Genomic DNA, 19,852 nt, shown 5'->3' on the forward strand with positions numbered 1-19,852 from the left:
TTTGATGATAATTTTGTTAGAAGGCGCTCAGCCGCACGTCAGGCGGCCGGCGGCCGCCTTGGCCGCCAGAACGCGGTGTACGGAGGCGGCGACCTTGGTGCGGAAGGTCGCGTCCTTCGCCATCTGGGCCTGCACTCCCTGCACCATCGCCGGCACGGTCGACGCCCTGACCGTGAGGACCATGTCGCCGCCGGCGCCGATGAACTGCACCGCCCGCTGCGCCGGAGTGTAGGCGCGGACCGCGACCGCCTGGCCGAGGTCGTCGGAGATGACGACGCCCTTGAAGCCGAACTTGCCGCGCAGCAGCGTGTTGATGACGGCCGGTGAGAACGCGGCCAGGTGCCTGGAGTCGATCTTGGTGTACTTCGCCGAGGAGATCATCACGAACGGCGCGTCGGCCTTGATCCCGCTCTGGAACGGCTGCAGGCTCGAACTGGTGGTCGTGGTCACCGAGTCGACGACGTTCGCGGTGGTGTCGGTGTTGCCGATCACCTGGCCCAGCCCGGGGAAGTGCTTGAACGTGGTCATCACCCCGGCCGTCCGGAAGCCCGCGGCGAAGGCGCCGGTGTGCGAGGTCACGACGGCGGGGGTGTGGCCGTACTCGCGGTAGAAGTGGCCGATGGGAGCGTTGCGGGTGCCGAGGCTCGCGGGCACCACATCGGCGACCGGGGCGAGGTTGAGGTCCAGGCCCGCCGCCTTGAGCTGGCCTGCCCAGGTCTCGGCGCGGCTGCGCAGGGTGGCCGTGCTCCAGCTGCCCTGGGTCAGTGCGTTGGGGATGACGGAGAAGCCGGGGCCGCTGAGCACCTGGACCTGGCCGCCCTCCTGGTCGGTGGAGACGAGCAGCCCGACCTTGTGTCCGCCGACGGTGTCGGCCTGCGCGCGGACCCCGTCGACCACCTTGCGCGTCGCGGTCGTTCCGGCGGAACTGCGCCCGGTGAGCATGACCGACCCGACGTGGTAGGTGTGCAGCGTCTGCAGGTCCGTGGTGCTCGGACGGGTGGCCGCGACGCCGCCCATGAACAGCTGGCCGACGCGCTGTGCCTGGGTCATGCCCGCGTAGACCGTGTCGGCGCAGGTGGTGGCGGAGGTCGCGGCGAAGGCGGCGGGTACCCGCGGTGCGGTCGCCCCCGCGGCCGGTACGGTGCACACACCGGCGGCGAGCACGGTGGTGACGATTCCAACAGCGGCGCGCTGCGCGGCGGAGCCGCCGCCAGCGCGCCGACGAACAGGTGTCCCCATGATGCGCTCCTGATTCATGCGGGTGCACGCCACGCCGCGGCATTCCTCCTCCACGTTACGCCGGACGGGTGGTGTCGGCACATGGGCGGAGCCGTTGTCCCGGGCCACCGAGGGCGTCCCGGGACAACGGCTCCGGCGTGGCTCAGGGGGTGAGCCGCCACTGGTCGATGTAGCCGACGTCGATCGCGGCGTGGTCCTGGACGCGGAGTTTCCAGGTGCCGCTCAGGGGCTGGGCGGAGGCGTCGACGGTGAACGTCTGGTCGACGTTGTCGGCGGAGCCGCCGCTGCGGTTCAGGAGCGAGTACACCGTTCCGTTGGGCCCGACCAGGTCCACCGTCAGGTCACCCCGGTAGGTGTGGATGATCTTCACATAGACCTGGGTGGTCGCCGAGGCGTTCCCGGCGCGGTCCGTGACGGTGACCGGGGACTCCACCGCGGCGCCGTTGTCGGGGATGTCGACGCGGGTGGTGCTGCCGTAGACGTAGGCCACCGTCCAGGAGAAGTTCACGGTGGTGCTCGCGCCGGTGCCGTCGGTGACCGTGATGGTGACGGCGCTGGTGCCGAGGGTGGTCGGGGTGCCCGAGATCAGGCCCGTGTCACTCATCGTCAGACCGTCCGGCAGGCCGGTCGCCGTGTACGTCAGGCCCGCGCCGGAGTTCGTGGTGTACGCGTCCGTCTGCAGGGACACGGCCTGCCCGATGCCGCTGATCTGGTCGGTGATCGGCGCCACGTTGACGCCCAGCGCGATCCGGTTGCCCACGTTGATCGCCGCCCAGGCGTCGGCCACGGCGAGGTAGGAGGGGCTGTAGGCGCCGAACAGGTCCGCCGCGGCCTGGAGGGTGGCGGTGCGGGCGCCCGCGTAGTTCGTGCTCGACGTCATGTAGGTGGTGAGCGCCCGGTACCAGACGCGTTGGGCGTTCTCGATGCCGATGCCCGCCACCGGCCGGCCGTCGTAGGTGGGGCTGTCGTAGGCGACCCCGTTGACGGTCTTCGCTCCGCTGCCCTCGGAGAGCAGGTAGAAGAAGTGGTTGGCCGGGCCCGAGGAGTAGTGGACGTCGAGGCCGCCCAGTGACGGGCTCCAGTTGTCGCTGGACGCACCGTCCTTGGAGGGCTTGTCCATGTAACGCAGCGGGGTGCCGTTGCCGTTGATGTCGATCTTCTCGCCGACCAGGTAGTCCGGGACGTCGGCCGGCAGGTTCTCGTAGAACTCGACGGCGGCGGCGAAGATGTCGGAGGTGGCCTCGTTCAGGCCGCCCGACTCCCCGGAGTAGGTGAGGCCCGCGGTGGCCGCGGTCACGCCGTGGCTCATCTCGTGGGCGGCCACGTCGAGTGCGGTCAGCGGATGGGTGTTGCCCGAGCCGTCGCCGTACGTCATGCAGAAGCAGGCGTCCTGCCAGAAGGCGTTGACGTAGTTGTTGCCGTAGTGGGCGCGGCTGTAGGCGGCGACGCCGTCGTTGCGTATGCCGTTGCGGCCGAAGACGTTCTTGTAGTAGTCCCAGGTCGCCGCCGCGCCGAAGGCCACGTCCACGCCCGCGGTCTGCCGGTTGGCCGGGGTGCCGTCGCCCCAGACATCGTTGTCGTCGGTGAAGAGCGTGCCGGTGCCGGAGGTGCCCTGGTTGAGGTCGTAGGTGCGGTGTCCGGCACGGTCGCCGTCGACGAGCTGGTAGGTGGAGCCGGAGAGCGTGGTGCTGAGCGGCACGGTGCCGTTGAACTGGCCGGTGCCGGTGCCGGTTTCGACGCCCTGGTAGCGGAACAGCTGCTTTCCGGTCGTGGCGTCGGTGATCACGTGGAGCTCGTTGGGGGTGCCGTCGTCCTGGAAGCCGCCGACCACCGACTCCCAGGCCAGGGCGGGGTGGCCCGAGGCGGCCCAGACGACGAGACGCGGGCCGGCGTCGACCGCGGTCCGCTCGCCGCCGGCCTTCGCTGCGGCGGTGAGCGCCTGGGCCTTCGCCGTGGCCGAGGAGATCTTCGCCTTGGTGGACGGGAGCGCGAGGGCCGCCTTCGTGGCCCGGGTCACCGTGAGCCGTCCTGCGCTGTCGTGCACGATCAGGTCGCCGCCGAGGACGGGCAGGCCCGCGTACGTGCGCTCGTAGCGGGTGTGTGTCGTGCCGTCGGCGTCCTGGCTCACGTCCTTGACGCGCAGCTTCTCGGTGCTGCCGAGCCCGAGGAGCCTCGCGGTGTCCGGCGCCTCGGTCGTGGCGGACTTGAGCAGCGCCGTACGCTTCGCCGGCGAGAGCGCGGCGGGGGCCGCGCCGGCGTCGGGGGTCGCCCGGATCCTGGCGGGGGCGTGGCTGTCGGACGCGGCCACGGCGGTGCCGTGCTGGATTCCGGCCACGAGCATGGCACTTGCGGCTGTCAGTGCCAGAGCGACGCTGTGTCTGGCGCGACGGTGATGACGGTCCTGCCGGAACATGCGTTCTCCTTCTGTGGGGTGGTCGGGCCCGGTGGGGCCCGGGAGAGCGGGTCGGCCTGGTGAGGCCGTCCGGCGGCGCGCGGGTGGGTGGCACGGTTCGAGGAGGGGTCAGGTCCTCGCTGCCGTGCGGGGTTGAAGACAGGGGTCGGACAAGGAAGTTGTGTGAGACACCTGTGAGCAGACAGTGAACGTTCGGAGAGCAGATTGACATCCGGGAAGCGGAGCTGTCATGACCGTGTCAGTACAACGGCTTGAACTGGCGGTTGCGAGCGGGGGGTTCTAGCGCCCAGCGAGTGCTTTCGGCCGCCACCTCGGTGCGGCCGTGTGTGCGTGCCGGTGTGAAGGGCAAGAAGTGGATGAAGTCCGGGGATCCGGCCCGGGGGAGTCCCGATCGGTGCGTCAGCCTCTGGCGGGGCCGTCTCTGGCGGCTTGGGGGCTGACGCGTAGCGCTCGCCCGCTTCCCGTTCCCGTGCCAGGATGATGTCTACGGCTGCCAGAGCGGGTCCACGGTGGTGATCGCCGAAGTTCGAACTCTCCTGGGCATCCGCCCCTTGTTGCATTGGCCGACTCCTCATATCCGGCGGCTGACACGCCGGGCGCTGCTACGAGTGGAGCGGCGGATAGCGAGGCTCTCGTGTTTGCCAATCGACATCGAATCGCGCGCATAGCAGGGGTTTCCTCTGCTGCCGCGCTGCTCGCTGCAGCAGCCGGCTTGGTCAGCGCCGAGGCTGTGACCGTGACTCGGAACGGCGCAGTGGTGCATTCGGTCCGCAGCCCGCGCCCACCGCTCCCGTCAAACGCGCAGAGTACGCCGGGTGGGGGAAGCGGTGGCGGCCACATTCCCAACACGCCCCGCACGCCGACTGCGACGGACACCTCGCAGCGTCCCGGTGCCGGCATTCCCAACACAAACAACACGCACAACGTCCTGGGGTGACGGTGTCAACGCGGACGCGAGCATGACCGTACCCGGTCCGCTCTTTGAGGCCGAGCCCGGTGGGTCCTGTCAGGGAGTGAGGGCACGCCGCGTGTGAAGCGAGCTCCGCCATGCCACGGATGGCGCAATTCGGCGCGCTCTGCCCAGCTGTTGCGCCCATGGTGGCTCTATGGAAGAACCGGATGGTGTCCGGCCGCACGAAGACGCCGGTGGACGGGTCCGAGACCTTCCCGCGGCGATCGTGATGGCTGCGGGTCTGGTGACCGGCGGTGGCGTACTCGCCTGGTTCGGGTTGCAGGATGTCAGCGGGGCGTTGTCGTTCGCGGGCCGGATAACCGGCTTCTCCGCATTGGTTGTCGCCCTGGTGATGTTTCTTGCCGCAATCGCCGCCTGTGACTACTGGCGAGGGCGGAGTTTCAGGGCATCTGGAATGCTCATCCTGGCTGCCGTTCTGCTTGTCCTGATCATCAACACCGGACTTCTGGCGATACAGATACAGGGACGCGAACTCACGAACTGGCTGATCGCCTGGATTGCTCTTATAGCCTGGTCGGGCTGGGCACTGTGGTTGCTCCTGCGGCGCGAAAAGGTCTGGAAGGACATTCCGGCACCCCGCGCGTTCGCCGTGGGGGCCTTGGCGACAACGCTTCTGGCGTTCGGCAACTTTGCGTACTCGCAAGTTTATCTACCCTATTCAACCCCTATGCTCGTCTCGGTCACGGCGGAGTTCGAAAAGCCTGTGGCGGACGATGCCACCGGTGGCACCGCAGTGCCACTGCGTCTGACGCTGAAGAATGGCGGGAAGGTCTCCGCGTACGTCCCCCAGAGCATCTACGTGGTCCAGGGGCAGTACGAGGAAACGGGCCAGGTGGCGGAAACCCGCAAGAACTGGCTGTATGGCGCATCGAATGGCGTCGTCCGGGACGATTTCCAGATCAAGGGCGTGGCCGTGATCGAGAATGGGATGATCTTCTATCCCGGCACGGACACATGGTTGGACCCCGGAGAAACCCGGACCGTGGATCGCGTCGTCCGGCTGCCAAGGGATATCAAGTACCAGACCCTCATGGCTTACGCGGAAGCCATTCTGATAAGAAAGGACCGAGTGTCTCTCGACGCTCCCGACGTGCGAAAGTCCTGGGATGAATCATCGCTTAAACACATCAGCGACGCTCCGGAATGGGTGAGGGCTGGCGCACCCTCTGGCGTTGATTTTCTGAAGTGGACGTTTCCTATGCGTGAGGGAAGTTATCTGACTGCAGCGACAAGAAGGCCGAAGCATCTCACCACGTGGTGGGTGCTGCGGAATCCGGCCATTGCGGTGACCGTCTCCCCTTCAAGTGAGGGAGAGAATGTCAAGCCGACGGTGGGAGACATGAACACCCTCCTTGCGCGGTACGGACTCGAATTGATCGACAGCGGGTTTGCCGAGATGCCGACAGGGGCGCTGACGAAGAGCCGGTGAGGCATCTGCCGTGAGAGGCGACGTGGCGCTCAGCCGTCGGCCTCCCCGTCATAGCGCTCGCGCGCCTCGTGGACCTGCTCGATGTGGCTCTCCGCCCAGTCCTTCACGCCCGCCAGGAGGAGGGAGAGGCTGGCGCCGAGCGGGGTCAGTTCGTAGTCCACGCGGACGGGGACGGACGGGGTGACCGCGCGGGCGAGGATGCCGTCGCGTTCCAGTGCGCGCAGGGTCTGGGTGAGCATCTTGGGGCTGACGCCGGCGATCTTGCGGGCGAGCTCGCTGTAGCGCATCGGGCCGGGGGCCAGCGCGCAGACCACCAGGCTGACCCACTTGTCGCTGATCCGGTCGAGGAGCTGGTTGGTGGGGCAGGACTGGATGAACGCGTCGTACTCGACGCGCGCCTGCTCGCGCCGCTGGGCCGCCGTCGTCGTCGGCATCGCTCACCTCTGGGGGACCTAGGCACCTTCAGGTAACTACTTACCAATGGATAGTAGCTCTTCCTAGGGTTGCGGAGCGCCGAGGAGAGGCCGAGGCGAGAGATCCGGACAGGGAGCAGACCGTCATGCGTGCAGCAGTGGTGAACAGGTTCGGCGGACCCGAGGTCGTGGAGGTCGTGGAGACCGAGCGGCCCGAGCCGGGCCCGCGCCAGGTGCGGATCAAGGTCGCGGCGGCCGCGCTGAACCCCGTGGACGAAGGGGTGCGGGCGGGTTTCTTCGGCGGTGCGGGCAAGCGGATCGGGCTCGGCTGGGACGTCGCCGGGACCGTGGACGCGACCGGCGTCGCCACCGCCTGGGGCGTCGGCGACCAGGTGGTGGCGCTGGACCCCGGCATGGTGCGGCCGCTCGGCACCCACGCCGAGTACGTCGTGGTGGACACCGACGCGGTGGCCACGGCACCGGCCACGGTGGACGCGGCGCACGCGGCGACCCTGCCGCTGAACGGGCTGACCGCCGTACAGGCCCTGGACCTGCTGGAGTTGACCGAGGGGCAGTCCCTCCTGGTGGCCGGTGCGGCGGGTGCGGTCGGCGGTTTCGCCGTCCAACTGGCCGCGCACCGGGGGATATCGGTGACCGCTCTGGCCCGCGAGGCTGACGAGGAACTCGTACGGTCCCTGGGGGCCGCCCAGTTCACGGCGGGCGCCGTCGAGGCCGGGGGCTTCGACGCCGTACTGGACGCGGCGGTGCTCGGCGAGACGGCCCTGGAGTGGGTGCGGGACGGGGGCGGTTACGTCGGTGTCCGGCCCGGGGGCGAGCCGGCGCCGGTGCGCGGGATCCGGACGACCGCCGTCGCCGTGACCGCCGACGGCGCCCGGCTCGCGGAACTCGCCGCACTCGTGGACGAGGGCGTGCTGACCCTCCGGGTGGCCGGGACCTTCCCCCTGGAGAAGGCCACCGAGGCACACGCCCGGCTCGCGGAGGGCGGGGTGCGCGGGCGGCTGGTGCTGGTGCCCTAGGCCGCGGCCGGTGGGTCCCCGCGAACGTTCGGCAACGGCAGGGCCGACGGGCTCGGCCGCCACGCTCCCGGTCTCCGGCGCGGCGGCTCCGTCGTGATCAGTCCGACGGTGGTCCGAGGAGCCCCTCCACGATGTCGTGGAGGGGACCCAGGAGTTCCTCCGGTGTCGCGTCGGCCAGCGGCCGCAGACCCACCGCCGAGCGTACGACGGCGACCCCGACGCCGAGCGCGACCAGCAGCTCCGCCCGCAGCTCGGCGTCGGGAGCCGACGAGCCGCCCGACGCCTCCAGCACCTGCCGGCCGAACTCCGCCAGGGCCCGTCGGCGCAGCTGAGCCACCTGCTCGTCGCCCGAGTCGCGCAGCAGCATCAGCACCGGATGCTCGCCGAACTCCGCCCACGCCCCGGCCGCCAGCTGCCGGCTGAGCGCCTCGGCCAGGGCGGCACGGCCGCGCGGGAACTCCCCGGTGCCGCCCAGGAACCGGGGCGTCTCCGCCAGCGCCGCCTTGAACAGGCCCTCCTTGGAGCCGAAGTACCGCTTGATGAGCGCCAGGTTGACCCCCGCGTCCGCGGCGACGTCCCGCAGCGTCGTCCGGTCGTAGCCCAGCCGGGTGAACCGGGTGCGGGCGGCCAGGAGCAGGGCCCGGCGGGTCGCCGCGGCGTCCCGGCGCCGGGGCCCGTCGGCGGCCTGACCGGTCACGTCGTCCGACGACACAGCGGCTCCTCTCGTCAACGCCACCACGAACCCCTCGGGGGACGGGGTCCGCCACCAAGTAATCATGCGTTGACATGATCCCGCAGCGGGGGCTACGTTGCCAAGTAATCACTTGATGACAAACCGTCCGGCGAGTGATCGCCCGATGACCGACGGGGCCACGTGGAAGGAACAGAGACGGTGCCGCAGCAAGCGCTTCTCGTCATGGATGTCCAGCAGGTCGTCGTCGACCGGTTTCCCGACGCCGAGTACCTGCCCCGGCTGGGCAAGGCGATCGACGCCGCCCGGTCCGCGGGTGTTCCGGTGGTCTACGCGGTCGTCGGTTTCCGGCCGGGCTACCCGGAGGTCAGCGCCCGCAACAAGATGTTCCGCGGCCTGGTGGGCGCCGTGGCGCGGCCGGCCGGGGACGACCGGGCCACCCAGGTCCACCCGGACGTGGCTCCCGCGCCCGGCGAGCCGGTCGTCACCAAGCGGCGCGTCAGCGCCTTCGCCGGCAGCGACCTCGACATGCTGCTGCGGGCCGGCGGGATCGATCACCTCGTCCTCACCGGCATCGCCACCAGCGGTGTCGTGCTCTCCACCCTGCGCCAGGCCGCCGACCTCGACTTCGAGCTCACCGTCCTGTCGGACGGCTGCCTCGACTCCGACCCGGAGGTGCACCGGGTGCTCACGGAGAAGGTGTTCCCCATGCAGGCCGAGGTCACGACCGTCGACGCCTGGGCGGCGGCACTCTGAGCCGGGCCGTCAGGCGAGTGTCACCTCCACCGGCAGCCTCTTGATGCCGTTCACGAAGTTCGAGCGCACCCGCGGCACCTCGCCGACGAGCCGGATGCCGGCGAGCCGCGGGATGAGCTCCTCGAACATGATCCGGATCTCGGTGCGCGCGAGCAGGTTGCCCAGGCACAGGTGCGGACTGCCCTTGCCGAAGGTGACGTGGTCGTTGTCCTGCCGGGCCACGTCGAAGTCGTACGGGTTGCCGAAGACCTCCTCGTCGCGGTTGCCCGAGGCGTACCACATGACGACCTTGTCGCCCTCCCTGATCCGCTTGCCGCCGAGCTCGACGTCCCGGGTCGCGGTACGGCGGAAGTGGTAGACCGGGGACGCCCAGCGCAGGAACTCCTCCACCGCCGTCGGGATCAGCGACGGGTCGTCCCTGAGCCGGGCCAGCTGCTCGGGGTGCTGGAGAAGGGCCAGCATGGAGTGGGTGATGGTGTGCCGGGTGGTCTCGTTGCCGGCCACCACCAGCAGCAGGAAGTAGTTGTCGAAGTCCTGTGCGGAGAGCGGGACTCCGTCGCGCGGGGTGGTGTTGACCAGCCTGGAGACCAGGTCCGTCCCCGCGCCGCCGCGCCGCTGCCGGGCCAGCTCCCGTCCGTACTCGAAGACTTCGAGCGAGGCGGGGGAACGGAACGGCAGGTCGCGGTACTTCTCGCTGTCCGCGCTGTGCAGCAGGACGTCCGCGTAGTCGGGGTCGGTGTTGCCGATGATGCGGTTGCCCCAGTCGATGAGCTGCTGGTTGTCCTCCGGCGGCACGTCGAGGAGCCGGGCCAGCACGTTGATCGGGAAGTCCGCAGAGACCTCCTTCACGAAGTCGAAGGTCCCCTTGGCCAGCGCCGCGTCCAGCGTCTTCGCGGTCAGTCCGCGCAGGAAGTCGGTGTAGCTGTTGATGATCCCCGCCCCGAACTGCCGCTGGATCACGCTGCGCAGGGCGCGGTGGCGCACCCCGTCCAGCTCCAGGATCGAGGCGCGTTTGCGGATCTGGTCCTCGTCGAGCTCCTCCAGGTTCACGAACCGGGTGGAGGTGAACGTCTCGGCGTCCCGGTCGACCCGCGCGATGTCGGCGTGCCGGGTCAGCGCCCAGAAACCGGAGTTGGGCGCCTCCTCCGGCTGCCAGTGCACCGGGTCCTGATGGCGCAGGGTGTGGAACATCCGCCAGGGCGTGACCCCGTCGGTGAAGTTGTCGAGGTTCGCGAGGTCGACATCGGCGAGGCGCATGGCCTCGACGCCGGTGGCTGTGGTCATCGTTGGTCCTTCACGGGGGGTCGCAGGTCGGCGCAGGCGGTCACAGGTGGTAGGCGTACTCGGTGAACTCCCAGTCGGTGACGTGCCGTCGGAAGCGTTCGACCTCGTTGCGCTTGTAGGTCAGGTACGACGCGGTGAAGTCCTTGCCGAACAGTTCGGCCAGGGCGGTGTCCGCCTCCAGTGCGTCCAGCGCGGCGGACAGCTCCATGGGGAGCACGGCCGCCTTCGCGGTGTCGTAGCCGTAGCCCTCCAGCGGGGCGGGCGGCTCCTCGGAGGCCAGGACACCGAGCAGGGCGGCGGCCGTGGTCGCGGCGATCGCCAGATACGGGTTGGCGCTCGCGTCCCCGAGCCGCAGTTCGAGCCGGGCCCCGGCGCCGCGCTCGGGCGGTATGCGGACCATCGCGCTGCGGTTGTCCAGGCCCCAGTCGATCAGCCAGGGGGCGAGGGTGTCGGGCCCGAAGCGCTTGTACGAGTTCACGGTCGGGTTCAGCAGCGCGGCCAGGGCGGGTGCGTGCGCGAGGACGCCGGCGACGGCGTGCCGGGCGGTGGCCGAGAGGCCGTACGCGCCGGACGGGTCGTCGAAGGTGTTGCGGTCCTCGGCGTCGGAACAGGAGAGGTGCAGGTGGAAGCCGGAGCCGCCCGCGTCGTTGAAGGGCTTCGCCATGAAGGTGGCGAGCCGCCCCTCGCGCCGGGCCAGCTCCTTCACCGCGGCCTTGAAGCGGAACGCCCGGTCGGCGGCGGACAGGGCCTCGGAGTGCAGCAGGTTGATCTCGAACTGCCCGCCGTCGAACTCGTGGTTCCCGCTCAGCACCCCGATGCGCAGGTCGCGCACCTGTCGCAGGGTGCGCAGCAGGTGGTTGTCGGGGTCGGCGCGCAGGCCCGCGGTGTAGACGACACCGGGGGTGTTCCCGTAGCGCCGCCAGCCGCCGGCCTGGTCCGGCTCGCACAGGAAGTACTCCAGTTCGGGTCCGACGACCGGGCTCAGCCCGTGTTCCCGGCACCGCTCCAGGACCGACCGCAGCAGGTCGCGCGGTGACTCGGGGGCGGGCGCCCCGGTGGCCGGATCGACGACATCGGCCAGGCAGGCCGCCACGCCCGGCTCCCAGGGCAGCGCGACCAGGGTGGTGAGGTCGGGCCGTACGCAGACGTCCGGCAGACCGGCGTCCAGGCCGCCGCTGACCGGGACCACGTCCCCCTGCGGACTGGTGTGGTACACGGCCCGGCAGAAGGCCAGCCCGTGCTCCAGGGCCCGGGGCAGCTCCTCCACGAGCACGTCACGTGCCCGGTCCGTGCCGATGAGGTCGGGATACGTCACCCGGACGACATCGATGCCGTCGGCGGCGAGCCGGTCCAGGTGCCGGCGGACTTCTGCTTGGTCTTGATCGCTCACCGTTGTCTCCTCGGGCGGACGGACGTCGGGACACCGCCCGGGGGAGCCGGTGAACCGGGGATCCGGGAGGCGGGCGGAGTGGGAGGCGAGGGCCGGGGCGCGATGACGCGGAGCTCTCCGGCCTGCTGTTTGAAGCCAAACGGTAGGCAGGGGTGCACCTTGCCGCAAGAGGGCGACGCAAAGAATTTATCCATACGGATAGGTATTGACCAGGGGGTGGCGGCTGCCTACCTTGTTTGAAGCCAAACGAGTCCGGGACGCGGTTCGCCGCAACCCGTTGGCGGGGCCCGGTCGGCACGACCGGCCGGGCCCACTACCCCTCTCCCACTCCCTTCGCTCCCGCTCCCCCAGGAGGACCGGCCATGAAGGTCGTCGTCGACATGAACAAGTGCCAGGACCACGGCCAGTGCGTCTTCGCGGCCCCCGACGTCTTCTCCCTGGACGACGCCGGCCACCTCGCCTACGTCTCCGACCCGGACGACGCACTGCGTGACGAGGTCGAGGAAGCGGCCGACGTCTGCCCGCTCCAGGCCATCCGGATCGAGGCCTGACCGTGACTGCGCGCATCGTCGTGGCCGGTGCCTCCATGGCCGGCCTGCGTGCGGCCGAGCAACTGCGCGCGGCGGGCTGGCGCGGCGCGATCACCCTCGTCGGCGACGAACCGCACCCGCCCTACAACCGGCCGCCCCTGTCCAAGGAGGTCCTGGCCGGGAAGGCCTCCTTCGAGTCGCTGGCCTTCCGGCCCCGCGCCAGCGTGTCCGACGTCGAGTGGCGGCTGGGCCGGAAGGCCGTCGCCGCGGCTCTGGACGAGCGGACGGTACGGCTCGACGACGGCACCGAGCTGTCGTACGACGGGCTGGTCGTCGCCACCGGGATGCGCCCCCGGCGCCTGGACTGCCCGGGACCGGCGGCCGGCCGCCACACGGTCCGTACCCTCGACGACGCCCGCGGTCTGCGCGAGGCGCTCACCCGGCCCGGTGCCCGGGTCGTCGTGGTCGGTGCCGGATTCATCGGCTGCGAGGTCGCCGCGACCGCGGTGGGTCTCGGCGTCGCCGAGGTGACGGTCGTCGATCCGCTGCCGCTGCCGATGGCCGGGCCGCTCGGCGAACTGCTGGGCCGTGCCATGCTGGAGCGGCACGAGGCACGCGGGGTGCGCTTCGCGCTCGGGACCGGGGTCGCCGGGTTCACGGGCGAGGAGCGGGTGACCGGCGTGGAGTTGAGCGACGGTTCCGTGCTGGCCGCCGACGTGGTGGTCGAGTCGGTCGGCTCGGTCGCCAACACCGAGTGGCTCGACGGAAACGGGCTCGACCTGGCCGACGGGGTGCTCACCGACGCCCGTCTGCGGGCCGGCGGCCGGCCGGACGTGGTCGCGGTGGGAGACGTCGCCCGGTTCCCCAACGCCCGCTACGACGGTGTGCCGCGCCGGGTCGAGCACTGGTGCATCCCGACCGACACCGCCAAGCACGCGGCGAAGACGCTGGTCGGCGACGCCGAGCCGGTGCCCTTCGCGCCGTTGCCGTCCTTCTGGAGCGACCAGCACGACTTCCGGCTCCAGTCCTTCGGGGCGCCGGTGCTCGGCAAGGGGGACGTCCGCGTCCTCGACGGCGACCCGGAGGGGGACGTGCTCGTCGGCTACCACCACGACGGCCGGCTCGTCGGCGTCGTCGCGCTCGGCGGCCAGGCCATGACCGCGTCCGCCGCCCGCTACCGCGCCGAGCTGCTGAAGCAGCCCGCCCTGACCGAGACCGTTTCCGGCTAAGGAGCCCCAAGTGACCGGTGTACGTGGCTTTTTCCACCCCAGGACGGCGACCGGAGCGTCGTCGCTGATCCCGGCGCCGCCCTGGCGGTACTCCGGTGACCTGCTCACCGTCGAGTACCGCACGGACCCCGCGCGGGTGCGTGAACTCCTCCCCGAGCCGCTGGAGCTCGCCGACGAGGACCCCGGCGCGGTCGCGCTGATCTGGGCCGACTGGCAGTCCTGCGCGGCGGCCGGGGACGAACTGCTCGACCCGGTGCGGGCGCAGTACAAGGAGGCCTTCGCGGTCGTGCGCTGCACGTTCCGGGGCCGGACGTACTCGCGGTGCGTCTACATCTGGGTCGACAAGGACTTCGCCATCGCCCGTGGGCTGCACCAGGGGTATCCGAAGAAGCTCGGATCGATCCACCAGACGCGGCCGCATCCGTACGGGCCGGCGCCCCGGATCGAGGCCGGGGCGCGGTTCGGGGCGACGCTGGCGGCGGCCGACCGGCGGCTGGCACAGGCGGTGGTGACGCTGCGGGAGCCGTCCGCGACGAACGGGTTCGTCAACGCGCATCCGATGGCTCATCACCGGTGGCTGCCGGGGATCGAGAAGGGCGCGGGACCGGCTCTCGACGAGTTGATCGAGACGGGGGCCGCGGACTTCGAAGGGGGGCAACCGTGGGTGGGAGAGGCCGAGTTGGAGCTGTTCGAGGCGCCCACCGAGGAGTTGGCGCGGCTGGAGGTCCGGGAGCCGGTCGCCGCGTACTACCGGCAGGTCGGGGTGGTCTGGGACGGGGGGCGGCTGCTGGAGAGCGGGACGTCCGCAGTGGTTGCCGGGTGAGGTGCGTGGTCGGGTGCGGGTGCGTTGTGGCTGGTCGCGCAGTTCCCCGCGCCCCTGAGCAGGTCCAGTTTCCCCCCATTGTCAGGAGCCCCTCTCATGACTGAAAAGATCGTCGTCTCCGGAGTGTCAGTCGACACCCGGCACTGGATCGGCGGCCGACGGGTCGCCTCTGCCGAGACGTTCACCGACAGTTCGCCCATCGACGGGCAGCCGATCGGCGAGATCGCCCGCGGCGGTCCCCCCGAAGCCGCGGCCGCCGTCGCCGCCGCCCGTGACGCCTTCCCCTCCTGGGCCGCCACCCCCCGTGCCGAACGTGCCCGGATCCTGCACGCCATCGCCGACGGTGTCGACAAGCGCGTCGAAGAGCTCGCCATCGTCGAGACCACCGACAACGGGGCCCTGCTGCGCTCGCACCGACACGGTGTCATGCCCCGCGTGGCCCACAACTTCCGTTTCTTCGCGGACTGGTTGCTCAGGCTCGACCACGAGGACTTCGATACCCGAGGCCACCGCAACCACGTCAGCTGGGACCCCGCCGGCCCCTGTGTGCTGATCACCCCGTGGAACGCCCCGCTCATGCTGGCGACCTGGAAGGTAGCCCCGGCCCTCGCCGCCGGGAACACCGTCGTCCTCAAGCCCGCCGAGTGGTCCCCGCTCACCGCCTCCCTGCTCGCCGACATCGCCGCCGAGGCGGGACTGCCGGCCGGTGTGTTCAACGTCGTGCAGGGATACGGCGCCGAGGTCGGCGACGCGCTCACCTCCCATCCGGACGTGCGGCGGATCAGCTTCACCGGGTCCGTGCCCACGGCGAGCCGCATCGCCGCCTCGGCCGCCGCCAACCTGACTCCCCTGAGTCTCGAACTCGGCGGCAAGTCACCCCTGTTGGTGTTCGCCGACGCGGACCTGGAGCTCGCCGTCGACCTGGCGGTGGAGCAGTACGACAACGCCGGACAGGTCTGCCTGGCGGGCACTCGGCTGCTGGTCGAGGAGTCCGTCGCCGAGGAGTTCACCCGGCGGTTCGTGGCGAGGGCCGACGCGCTGCGCCAGGGCGACCCCCGTGACGAGGCCACCGACATCGGGCCGAACATCCATCCGCGTCAGCTGGAGAAGATCGACGGGTTCGTACGGCGGGCCGTCGACGCAGGGGCGCGGGCCGTGATCGGCGGGCACCGCCGGGACGGGCAGTTCTACGCGCCCACCCTGCTCACCGACGTCGCGCAGGACAGCGAGGTCGTGCAGGAGGAGGTCTTCGGGCCCGTCCTCACCCTCCAGACCTTCGCCGACGAGGACGAGGCCGTCCGGCTGGCCAACGACACCCGGTTCGGGCTCGCCGCCACCCTCGCCACCGGAGACCCCGAGCGCGCCGAACGGGTCACCGCGGCGCTGGTCGCCGGCACCGTCTGGGTCAACTGCTTCTTCGTCCGCGACCTCCAGGCCCCCTTCGGCGGCTCCCGCCTCTCCGGTGTCGGGCGCGAGGGCGGTACCTGGAGCTTCGACTTCTACTGCGACCTGAAGAACACCGTCACCGCACCGAAGGGCTGGAAGGACCATGGGTGAGATCGTCGGGGCGGGGCTCCTCGCCCACGTCCCCACCATCGTGCTGCCGGAGGCCGACCGGCTGGAGCTGAACGAGGGCAAGGAGATCACCCTCGTCACCGGCCTCCGGCAGCTCCGCAGGGACGTCTTCGAGCGGGACGACTACGACACCGTCGTCGTCCTCGACTCCCACTGGGCGACCACCGTCGAGTTCGTCGTCAGCGCACAGCAGCGCAGGGCCGGGCTGTTCACCTCCGAGGAACTGCCGCGCGGGATGTGCCGGATGCCGTACGACTTCCCCGGTGACCCGGAACTCGCCCACAGCATCGCCTCGTTCGCCGACCGGCACGGCACGTGGATCACCCCGATCGACGACGAGTACCTGCCGATCTACTACGCCACCGTCAATCTGTGGAAGTTCCTGGGGGAGGGCCTGCCGGACAAGCGGTGGGTGACCATCGGGGTGTGCCAGACCGGCGACATGGAGGACCATCTGCGGCTCGGGCGGGCGCTCGCCGACGGGATCGCCGCCCTGCCGGGGCGGCGGGTGCTGCTCATCGCCTCCGGTGCCCTGTCGCACACCTTCTGGCCGCTGCGCGAGCTGCGCGACCACGAGGCCAGCGACCCGGTGCACATCCGTACGCCGGAGGCCCGGGAGGCCGACATCGAGCGCATCGAGTGGTTCAAGGAGGGCCGGCACGACAAGGTTCTCGACACCATGGACGCGTTCTGGAAGTTCAAGCCGGAGGCCCGGTTCTCCCACTACCTGATGCTGGCCGGCGCCCTCGGCGAGCAGTCCTGCGCCGCCCCGGCCCGGCAGTACGGCGAGTACGAGAACTCCGTCGGCACCGGCCAGGCGCACCTCTGGTTCGACCGGCCCGCAGCGGGCTGGACCGGCACCGGCGCGCCCGTGACAGCCGCGCCGAACAATCCGCACCGTCGCCCCTAGGAAGGCCGCCATGCCCGAATTCCGCCGCATCCTTCTGGACGGCGCCGCCGTCCAGGTCACCGTCGACGGGGACGAACTCGTCGCCGGGGACGGCCGCCGCGTCAAGACCGAGGAGGCCCACCACCTGCCGCCGGTCGTGCCGTCCAAGGTGATCGCCGTCCATCTCAACCACCGCAGCCGGGTGGAGGAGTTCCGGATCGGGCTGCCCGACACCCCGACCTACTTCCACAAGCCGACCTCCGCCCTCAACTCCCACCGGGGCGCCGTCGTCCGGCCCGAGGGCTGCAAGTGGCTCAACTACGAGGGCGAGGTCGCCATCGTCATCGGGCGGACCGCGCGGAACATCTCGCCTGCCGAGGCGGGGGAGTACATCGCCGGGTACACGGTCGCCAACGACTACGGGCTGCACGACTTCCGGGACACCGACGCCGGCTCCATGCTCCGCGTGAAGGGGTCGGACACGCTGTGCCCGCTGGGCCCCGGCCTGGTCACCGACTGGGACTTCCACGGCAAGCGGCTGCGTACCTTCGTCAACGGCGAGGTGGTGCAGGACGGTTCGACCGACGAGATGAAGTGGGACATGCACTACCTCGTCGCCGACATCGCCCGAACGATCACCCTGTACCCGGGTGACGTGCTGCTCTCCGGCACCCCGGCCAACTCACGGCCCGTCCGGCCCGGCGATGTCGTCGAGGTCGAGGTGGAGGGCCTCGGGCGGCTCAGCAACCACATCGTCACCGGACCCACCCCGATCCGGACCGACGTCGGCGCCCAGCCCACCGAGTCCGAGGAAGTGCTGTCCACGGCGCTCGGCGGCGACTGGGAGTTCCGTGGCATCCGCGCGCCCCGCAGGTAGACGCCACGGCAGGCGCCGGGAACCGGCGGGTAGGGTCGCGGCCATGACCGAATCCGCCGAGCCCTCGCAGCACCCCGACGACCGGTCGCGCAGACGGCTCGGCTACGGCGAGGGGCGCGAGGCGCTGCTCAAGGCCGCGGTCCGGGTCGTCGGCGCACGCGGCCTGCGGCACCTCACCTACCGCGCCGTGGCCGAGGAGGCCGGGGTCACCCATGGCCTCGTCGTCCACCACTTCGGCTCTCGGGACGCGCTGATCGAGGAGTCCCTCGCCTACGCCGTGCGCCTCAGCCTCAGCAGCAGCCTGCTGGAGCCCGGCACCGGGAAGCCCGAGGACTTCGTGGCCGGGCTGACGGACATGGTCGAGGACGACGCGGACGGCCAGGCGTACCAGTACGAGCTGCTGCTGGAAGCCCGCCGCCGCCCCGAGCTGCTGCCGCAGGTCCGCGCGCTCTACGACGAGTACTTCGGAGCCTCCCAGCGCGAGCTGGACCGCATCCTGCCCGGCGGCGCGAGCCCGGCCTTCAACCGGCTGGTCTTCGCCGCGCTGGACGGCCTGGTGCTGCACCAGCTCACCGGCATCGGCGACCGCGCCGACACCGAGGCGGCCCTGTCCGAGCTGCGTGCCCTCCTGCACACTCTCGGTGAGCGGCCGCCGGAGAACCGCGACTGAGCGTGCCCGTCCCCGAACCCCCCGTCGCGGTCGCGCCGGGGGGTTTGCCATGCCCTGGGCAGAGCGGTTTCCCTGGCGTAAATTCCCCTTCCCACCCCCTTGTCAGATGGATAGTTCCGGCCCACCATGGGGCAACTCGTTTGGCTCAAAACGAAAACTCTCCCTTCCCCTCAGCAGGTGATCCGAGTGGACAGTCAGACGGTCGACGCCTCTCCGCAGGCCGGAGCGGGCAACCAGCCCGCGGCCGCCCTCAAACGCAACGCCCTGGGTGTCCTGGGCATCCTCTTCTTCGTCCTGTCCGCCCAGGCACCGCTCACCGGCATCGCCGGCGCCGTGCCGATCGCGGTCGCCGTCGGCAACGGCGCCGGAGCCCCGGCCGCCTACGCCCTCGCCGGAGCGGTGATCCTGCTGTTCTCGGTGGGCTTCGTGGCCATGGGCCGGCATGTGGTCAACGCCGGCGCCTTCTACACGTACATCGGCAAGGGACTCGGCCGGACGACGGGCAGCGGCAGCGCCGCCGTGGCGCTGTTCGCCTACTGCACGGTCCAGGCCGCGATGTACGGCCTGTACGGGTACACCGTCAGCGGGCTCGTCGAGCACTACTCCGGCACGCACATCGCTTGGTGGGTGTGGACCCTGGTGACCATGGTCGTGGTCCAGGTGCTGGGCGCCGCCGGGATCGAGCTGGGCGCCAAGGTGCTCGCGGTGTTCGTGCTCGCCGAGTTCAGCATCCTGCTCGCCTTCGCCCTGGTCACCTTCGTCAAGGGCGGCGGGCCCGAGGGGCTCGACTTCGGCGGCACCTTCTCCCCGAGTGCGGTGCTCCAGGGCGCACCCGGCGTGGCCCTGATGTTCGCCGTCGCCTCGATGTTCGGCTTCGAGGCCACCGCCATCTACGGCGAGGAGGCCCGCGAACCCCGCAAGACCGTCCCCCGGGCCACCTACCTCTCGGTGGCCGTGGTCACCGGCTTCTTCGCCTTCGTGTCGTGGATGCTGGTCTCCTCGTACGGCCCCTCGAAGGTCACCGCGGCCGCGGGCAAGGCACTGGCCGGCGGCGACTCCACGGTGTTCGTCTTCGCGCCGATCGCCGACCAGTTCGGCGGCTGGGTCAACGACGTGCTGCCGATCCTGCTCGCCACCTCCCTCTTCGCGGGCATCCTCGCCTTCCACAACTCCGCCAACCGCTACCTGTTCTCCCTCAGCCGCGAAGGCCTGCTGCCGGGCCGGCTGCGCACCCTCAACCACCGGCACTCGCCGTGGGTCGCGGGCCTGGTCCAGACGGCGATCGCGGTGCTCCTGGTGATGCCCTTCGCCCTCGCCGACAAGGACCCGGTCCTCACCCTCTTCTCCTGGTTCAGCGGTGTCGGGGTCCTGGCCTGCATGCTGCTGTACTTCCTGACCTCGGTCTCGGTGATCGTCTTCTTCCGCCGCGAGCGCCTCGACACCCGGCTCTGGAACACGGTGATCGCCCCGGCCCTCGGTGCCCTCGGCATCGCCGCCATGATCTGGGTGATCCTGGCCAACTTCACGACCCTCATCGGCGGCGCCACCAGCACGGCCGTCTGGCTCGTCCTCGCCGTCCCCGCCGTCCTGGGTCTCGGGGCGGGCACCGCACGGCTCGTCCACCGCCGCTGACG

Annotated in this window: 17 protein-coding genes; 11 read left to right on the forward strand and 6 right to left on the reverse strand. The window is 70.6% G+C overall.

Going from position 1 to position 19,852, the window contains the following annotated elements; translation table 11 throughout:
* Positions 1-27: 27 nt before the first annotated feature.
* Together IEZ11_RS07510 and IEZ11_RS07515 are read right to left on the reverse strand one after the other, a co-directional pair.
* Positions 28-1,239: a glycoside hydrolase family 3 N-terminal domain-containing protein gene (locus IEZ11_RS07510; protein WP_229712864.1), complete on the reverse strand. Its 1,212-nt coding sequence runs from the start codon at positions 1,237-1,239 to the stop codon at positions 28-30.
* Positions 1,240-1,381: 142 nt separating this feature from the next.
* Positions 1,382-3,652, reverse strand: a complete 2,271-nt coding sequence (locus tag IEZ11_RS07515; protein ID WP_189261824.1) for a M4 family metallopeptidase — start codon at positions 3,650-3,652, stop codon at positions 1,382-1,384.
* A gap of 1,106 nt (positions 3,653-4,758) precedes the next feature.
* On the opposite strand from IEZ11_RS07515, the gene IEZ11_RS07520 reads away from it, so the two are divergent.
* On the forward strand, positions 4,759-6,054 hold the full coding sequence (locus IEZ11_RS07520) for a hypothetical protein (RefSeq protein ID WP_189261825.1): 1,296 nt from the start codon (positions 4,759-4,761) through the stop codon (positions 6,052-6,054).
* Positions 6,055-6,083: 29 nt separating this feature from the next.
* Here IEZ11_RS07520 and IEZ11_RS07525 read toward each other — a convergent pair whose 3' ends face one another.
* Entirely contained in the window at positions 6,084-6,488 is a 405-nt protein-coding gene (locus tag IEZ11_RS07525; protein ID WP_189261826.1) for a winged helix-turn-helix transcriptional regulator, read from the reverse strand.
* 125 nt (positions 6,489-6,613) lie between these two features.
* Between IEZ11_RS07525 and IEZ11_RS07530 the strand changes: the two genes are divergently transcribed.
* Positions 6,614-7,504 (forward strand): NADP-dependent oxidoreductase, encoded by an 891-nt coding sequence (locus IEZ11_RS07530; RefSeq protein ID WP_189261827.1) that lies wholly within the window; start codon positions 6,614-6,616, stop codon positions 7,502-7,504.
* Positions 7,505-7,601: 97 nt separating this feature from the next.
* Here IEZ11_RS07530 and IEZ11_RS07535 read toward each other — a convergent pair whose 3' ends face one another.
* The gene (locus tag IEZ11_RS07535; protein ID WP_189261828.1) at positions 7,602-8,216 is read right to left on the reverse strand and encodes a TetR/AcrR family transcriptional regulator; all 615 of its coding nucleotides are present in this window, start codon (positions 8,214-8,216) and stop codon (positions 7,602-7,604) included.
* A 180-nt stretch (positions 8,217-8,396) separates the two neighbouring features.
* Here IEZ11_RS07535 and IEZ11_RS07540 point away from each other — a divergent pair, with 180 nt between their 5' ends.
* Entirely contained in the window at positions 8,397-8,951 is a 555-nt protein-coding gene (locus IEZ11_RS07540; RefSeq protein ID WP_189261829.1) for a cysteine hydrolase family protein, read from the forward strand.
* Positions 8,952-8,960: 9 nt separating this feature from the next.
* On the opposite strand, the gene IEZ11_RS07545 is transcribed toward IEZ11_RS07540, so the two are convergent.
* Positions 8,961-10,235, reverse strand: coding sequence for a cytochrome P450 (locus tag IEZ11_RS07545; protein ID WP_189261830.1), 1,275 nt, complete (start codon positions 10,233-10,235; stop codon positions 8,961-8,963).
* A gap of 40 nt (positions 10,236-10,275) precedes the next feature.
* Positions 10,276-11,625, reverse strand: coding sequence for a glutamine synthetase family protein (locus IEZ11_RS07550; RefSeq protein WP_189261831.1), 1,350 nt, complete (start codon positions 11,623-11,625; stop codon positions 10,276-10,278).
* A 362-nt stretch (positions 11,626-11,987) separates the two neighbouring features.
* On the opposite strand from IEZ11_RS07550, the gene IEZ11_RS07555 reads away from it, so the two are divergent.
* From IEZ11_RS07555 to IEZ11_RS07590, 8 genes are all read left to right on the forward strand, one after another.
* Positions 11,988-12,176 (forward strand): ferredoxin, encoded by a 189-nt coding sequence (locus tag IEZ11_RS07555; protein WP_089104962.1) that lies wholly within the window; start codon positions 11,988-11,990, stop codon positions 12,174-12,176.
* Between the two features lie 2 nt (positions 12,177-12,178).
* A complete protein-coding gene (locus IEZ11_RS07560; protein WP_189261832.1) occupies positions 12,179-13,384 on the forward strand; it encodes an NAD(P)/FAD-dependent oxidoreductase in 1,206 nt (401 codons plus the stop codon).
* 10 nt (positions 13,385-13,394) lie between these two features.
* Positions 13,395-14,207: an acetoacetate decarboxylase family protein gene (locus tag IEZ11_RS07565; protein ID WP_189261833.1), complete on the forward strand. Its 813-nt coding sequence runs from the start codon at positions 13,395-13,397 to the stop codon at positions 14,205-14,207.
* A 96-nt stretch (positions 14,208-14,303) separates the two neighbouring features.
* On the forward strand, positions 14,304-15,764 hold the full coding sequence (locus IEZ11_RS07570; protein ID WP_189261834.1) for an aldehyde dehydrogenase: 1,461 nt from the start codon (positions 14,304-14,306) through the stop codon (positions 15,762-15,764).
* Positions 15,757-16,692: a 3,4-dihydroxyphenylacetate 2,3-dioxygenase gene (locus IEZ11_RS07575; RefSeq protein WP_189261835.1), complete on the forward strand. Its 936-nt coding sequence runs from the start codon at positions 15,757-15,759 to the stop codon at positions 16,690-16,692. The genes IEZ11_RS07570 and IEZ11_RS07575 overlap by 8 nt, the downstream gene beginning before the upstream one ends.
* Before the next feature lie 10 nt (positions 16,693-16,702).
* Positions 16,703-17,548 carry a fumarylacetoacetate hydrolase family protein gene (locus IEZ11_RS07580; protein WP_189261836.1) on the forward strand — a complete coding sequence of 282 codons (846 nt, stop codon included), beginning with the start codon at positions 16,703-16,705 and terminating at the stop codon, positions 17,546-17,548.
* A 43-nt stretch (positions 17,549-17,591) separates the two neighbouring features.
* Entirely contained in the window at positions 17,592-18,218 is a 627-nt protein-coding gene (locus tag IEZ11_RS07585) for a TetR/AcrR family transcriptional regulator (RefSeq protein WP_189261837.1), read from the forward strand.
* A gap of 186 nt (positions 18,219-18,404) precedes the next feature.
* Positions 18,405-19,850: an APC family permease gene (locus IEZ11_RS07590; RefSeq protein WP_229712865.1), complete on the forward strand. Its 1,446-nt coding sequence runs from the start codon at positions 18,405-18,407 to the stop codon at positions 19,848-19,850.
* Positions 19,851-19,852: the final 2 nt, after the last annotated feature.

It is taken from the genome of Streptomyces fuscichromogenes (assembly GCF_014645815.1).
Taxonomy (GTDB): Bacteria; Actinomycetota; Actinomycetes; order Streptomycetales; family Streptomycetaceae; genus Streptomyces; species Streptomyces fuscichromogenes.

What these genes read in the sequence shown, in the direction of transcription:
- IEZ11_RS07510 (WP_229712864.1), bottom strand. Translation starts at nt 1,239, where the DNA reads ATGGGGACACCTGTTCGTCGGCGCGCTGGCGGCGGCTCCGCCGCGCAG.
- IEZ11_RS07515 (WP_189261824.1), bottom strand. Translation starts at nt 3,652, where the DNA reads ATGTTCCGGCAGGACCGTCATCACCGTCGCGCCAGACACAGCGTCGCT.
- IEZ11_RS07520 (WP_189261825.1), top strand. Translation starts at nt 4,759, where the DNA reads ATGGAAGAACCGGATGGTGTCCGGCCGCACGAAGACGCCGGTGGACGG.
- IEZ11_RS07525 (WP_189261826.1), bottom strand. Translation starts at nt 6,488, where the DNA reads ATGCCGACGACGACGGCGGCCCAGCGGCGCGAGCAGGCGCGCGTCGAG.
- IEZ11_RS07530 (WP_189261827.1), top strand. Translation starts at nt 6,614, where the DNA reads ATGCGTGCAGCAGTGGTGAACAGGTTCGGCGGACCCGAGGTCGTGGAG.
- IEZ11_RS07545 (WP_189261830.1), bottom strand. Translation starts at nt 10,235, where the DNA reads ATGACCACAGCCACCGGCGTCGAGGCCATGCGCCTCGCCGATGTCGAC.
- IEZ11_RS07555 (WP_089104962.1), top strand. Translation starts at nt 11,988, where the DNA reads ATGAAGGTCGTCGTCGACATGAACAAGTGCCAGGACCACGGCCAGTGC.
- IEZ11_RS07570 (WP_189261834.1), top strand. Translation starts at nt 14,304, where the DNA reads ATGACTGAAAAGATCGTCGTCTCCGGAGTGTCAGTCGACACCCGGCAC.
- IEZ11_RS07575 (WP_189261835.1), top strand. Translation starts at nt 15,757, where the DNA reads ATGGGTGAGATCGTCGGGGCGGGGCTCCTCGCCCACGTCCCCACCATC.
- IEZ11_RS07580 (WP_189261836.1), top strand. Translation starts at nt 16,703, where the DNA reads ATGCCCGAATTCCGCCGCATCCTTCTGGACGGCGCCGCCGTCCAGGTC.
- IEZ11_RS07585 (WP_189261837.1), top strand. Translation starts at nt 17,592, where the DNA reads ATGACCGAATCCGCCGAGCCCTCGCAGCACCCCGACGACCGGTCGCGC.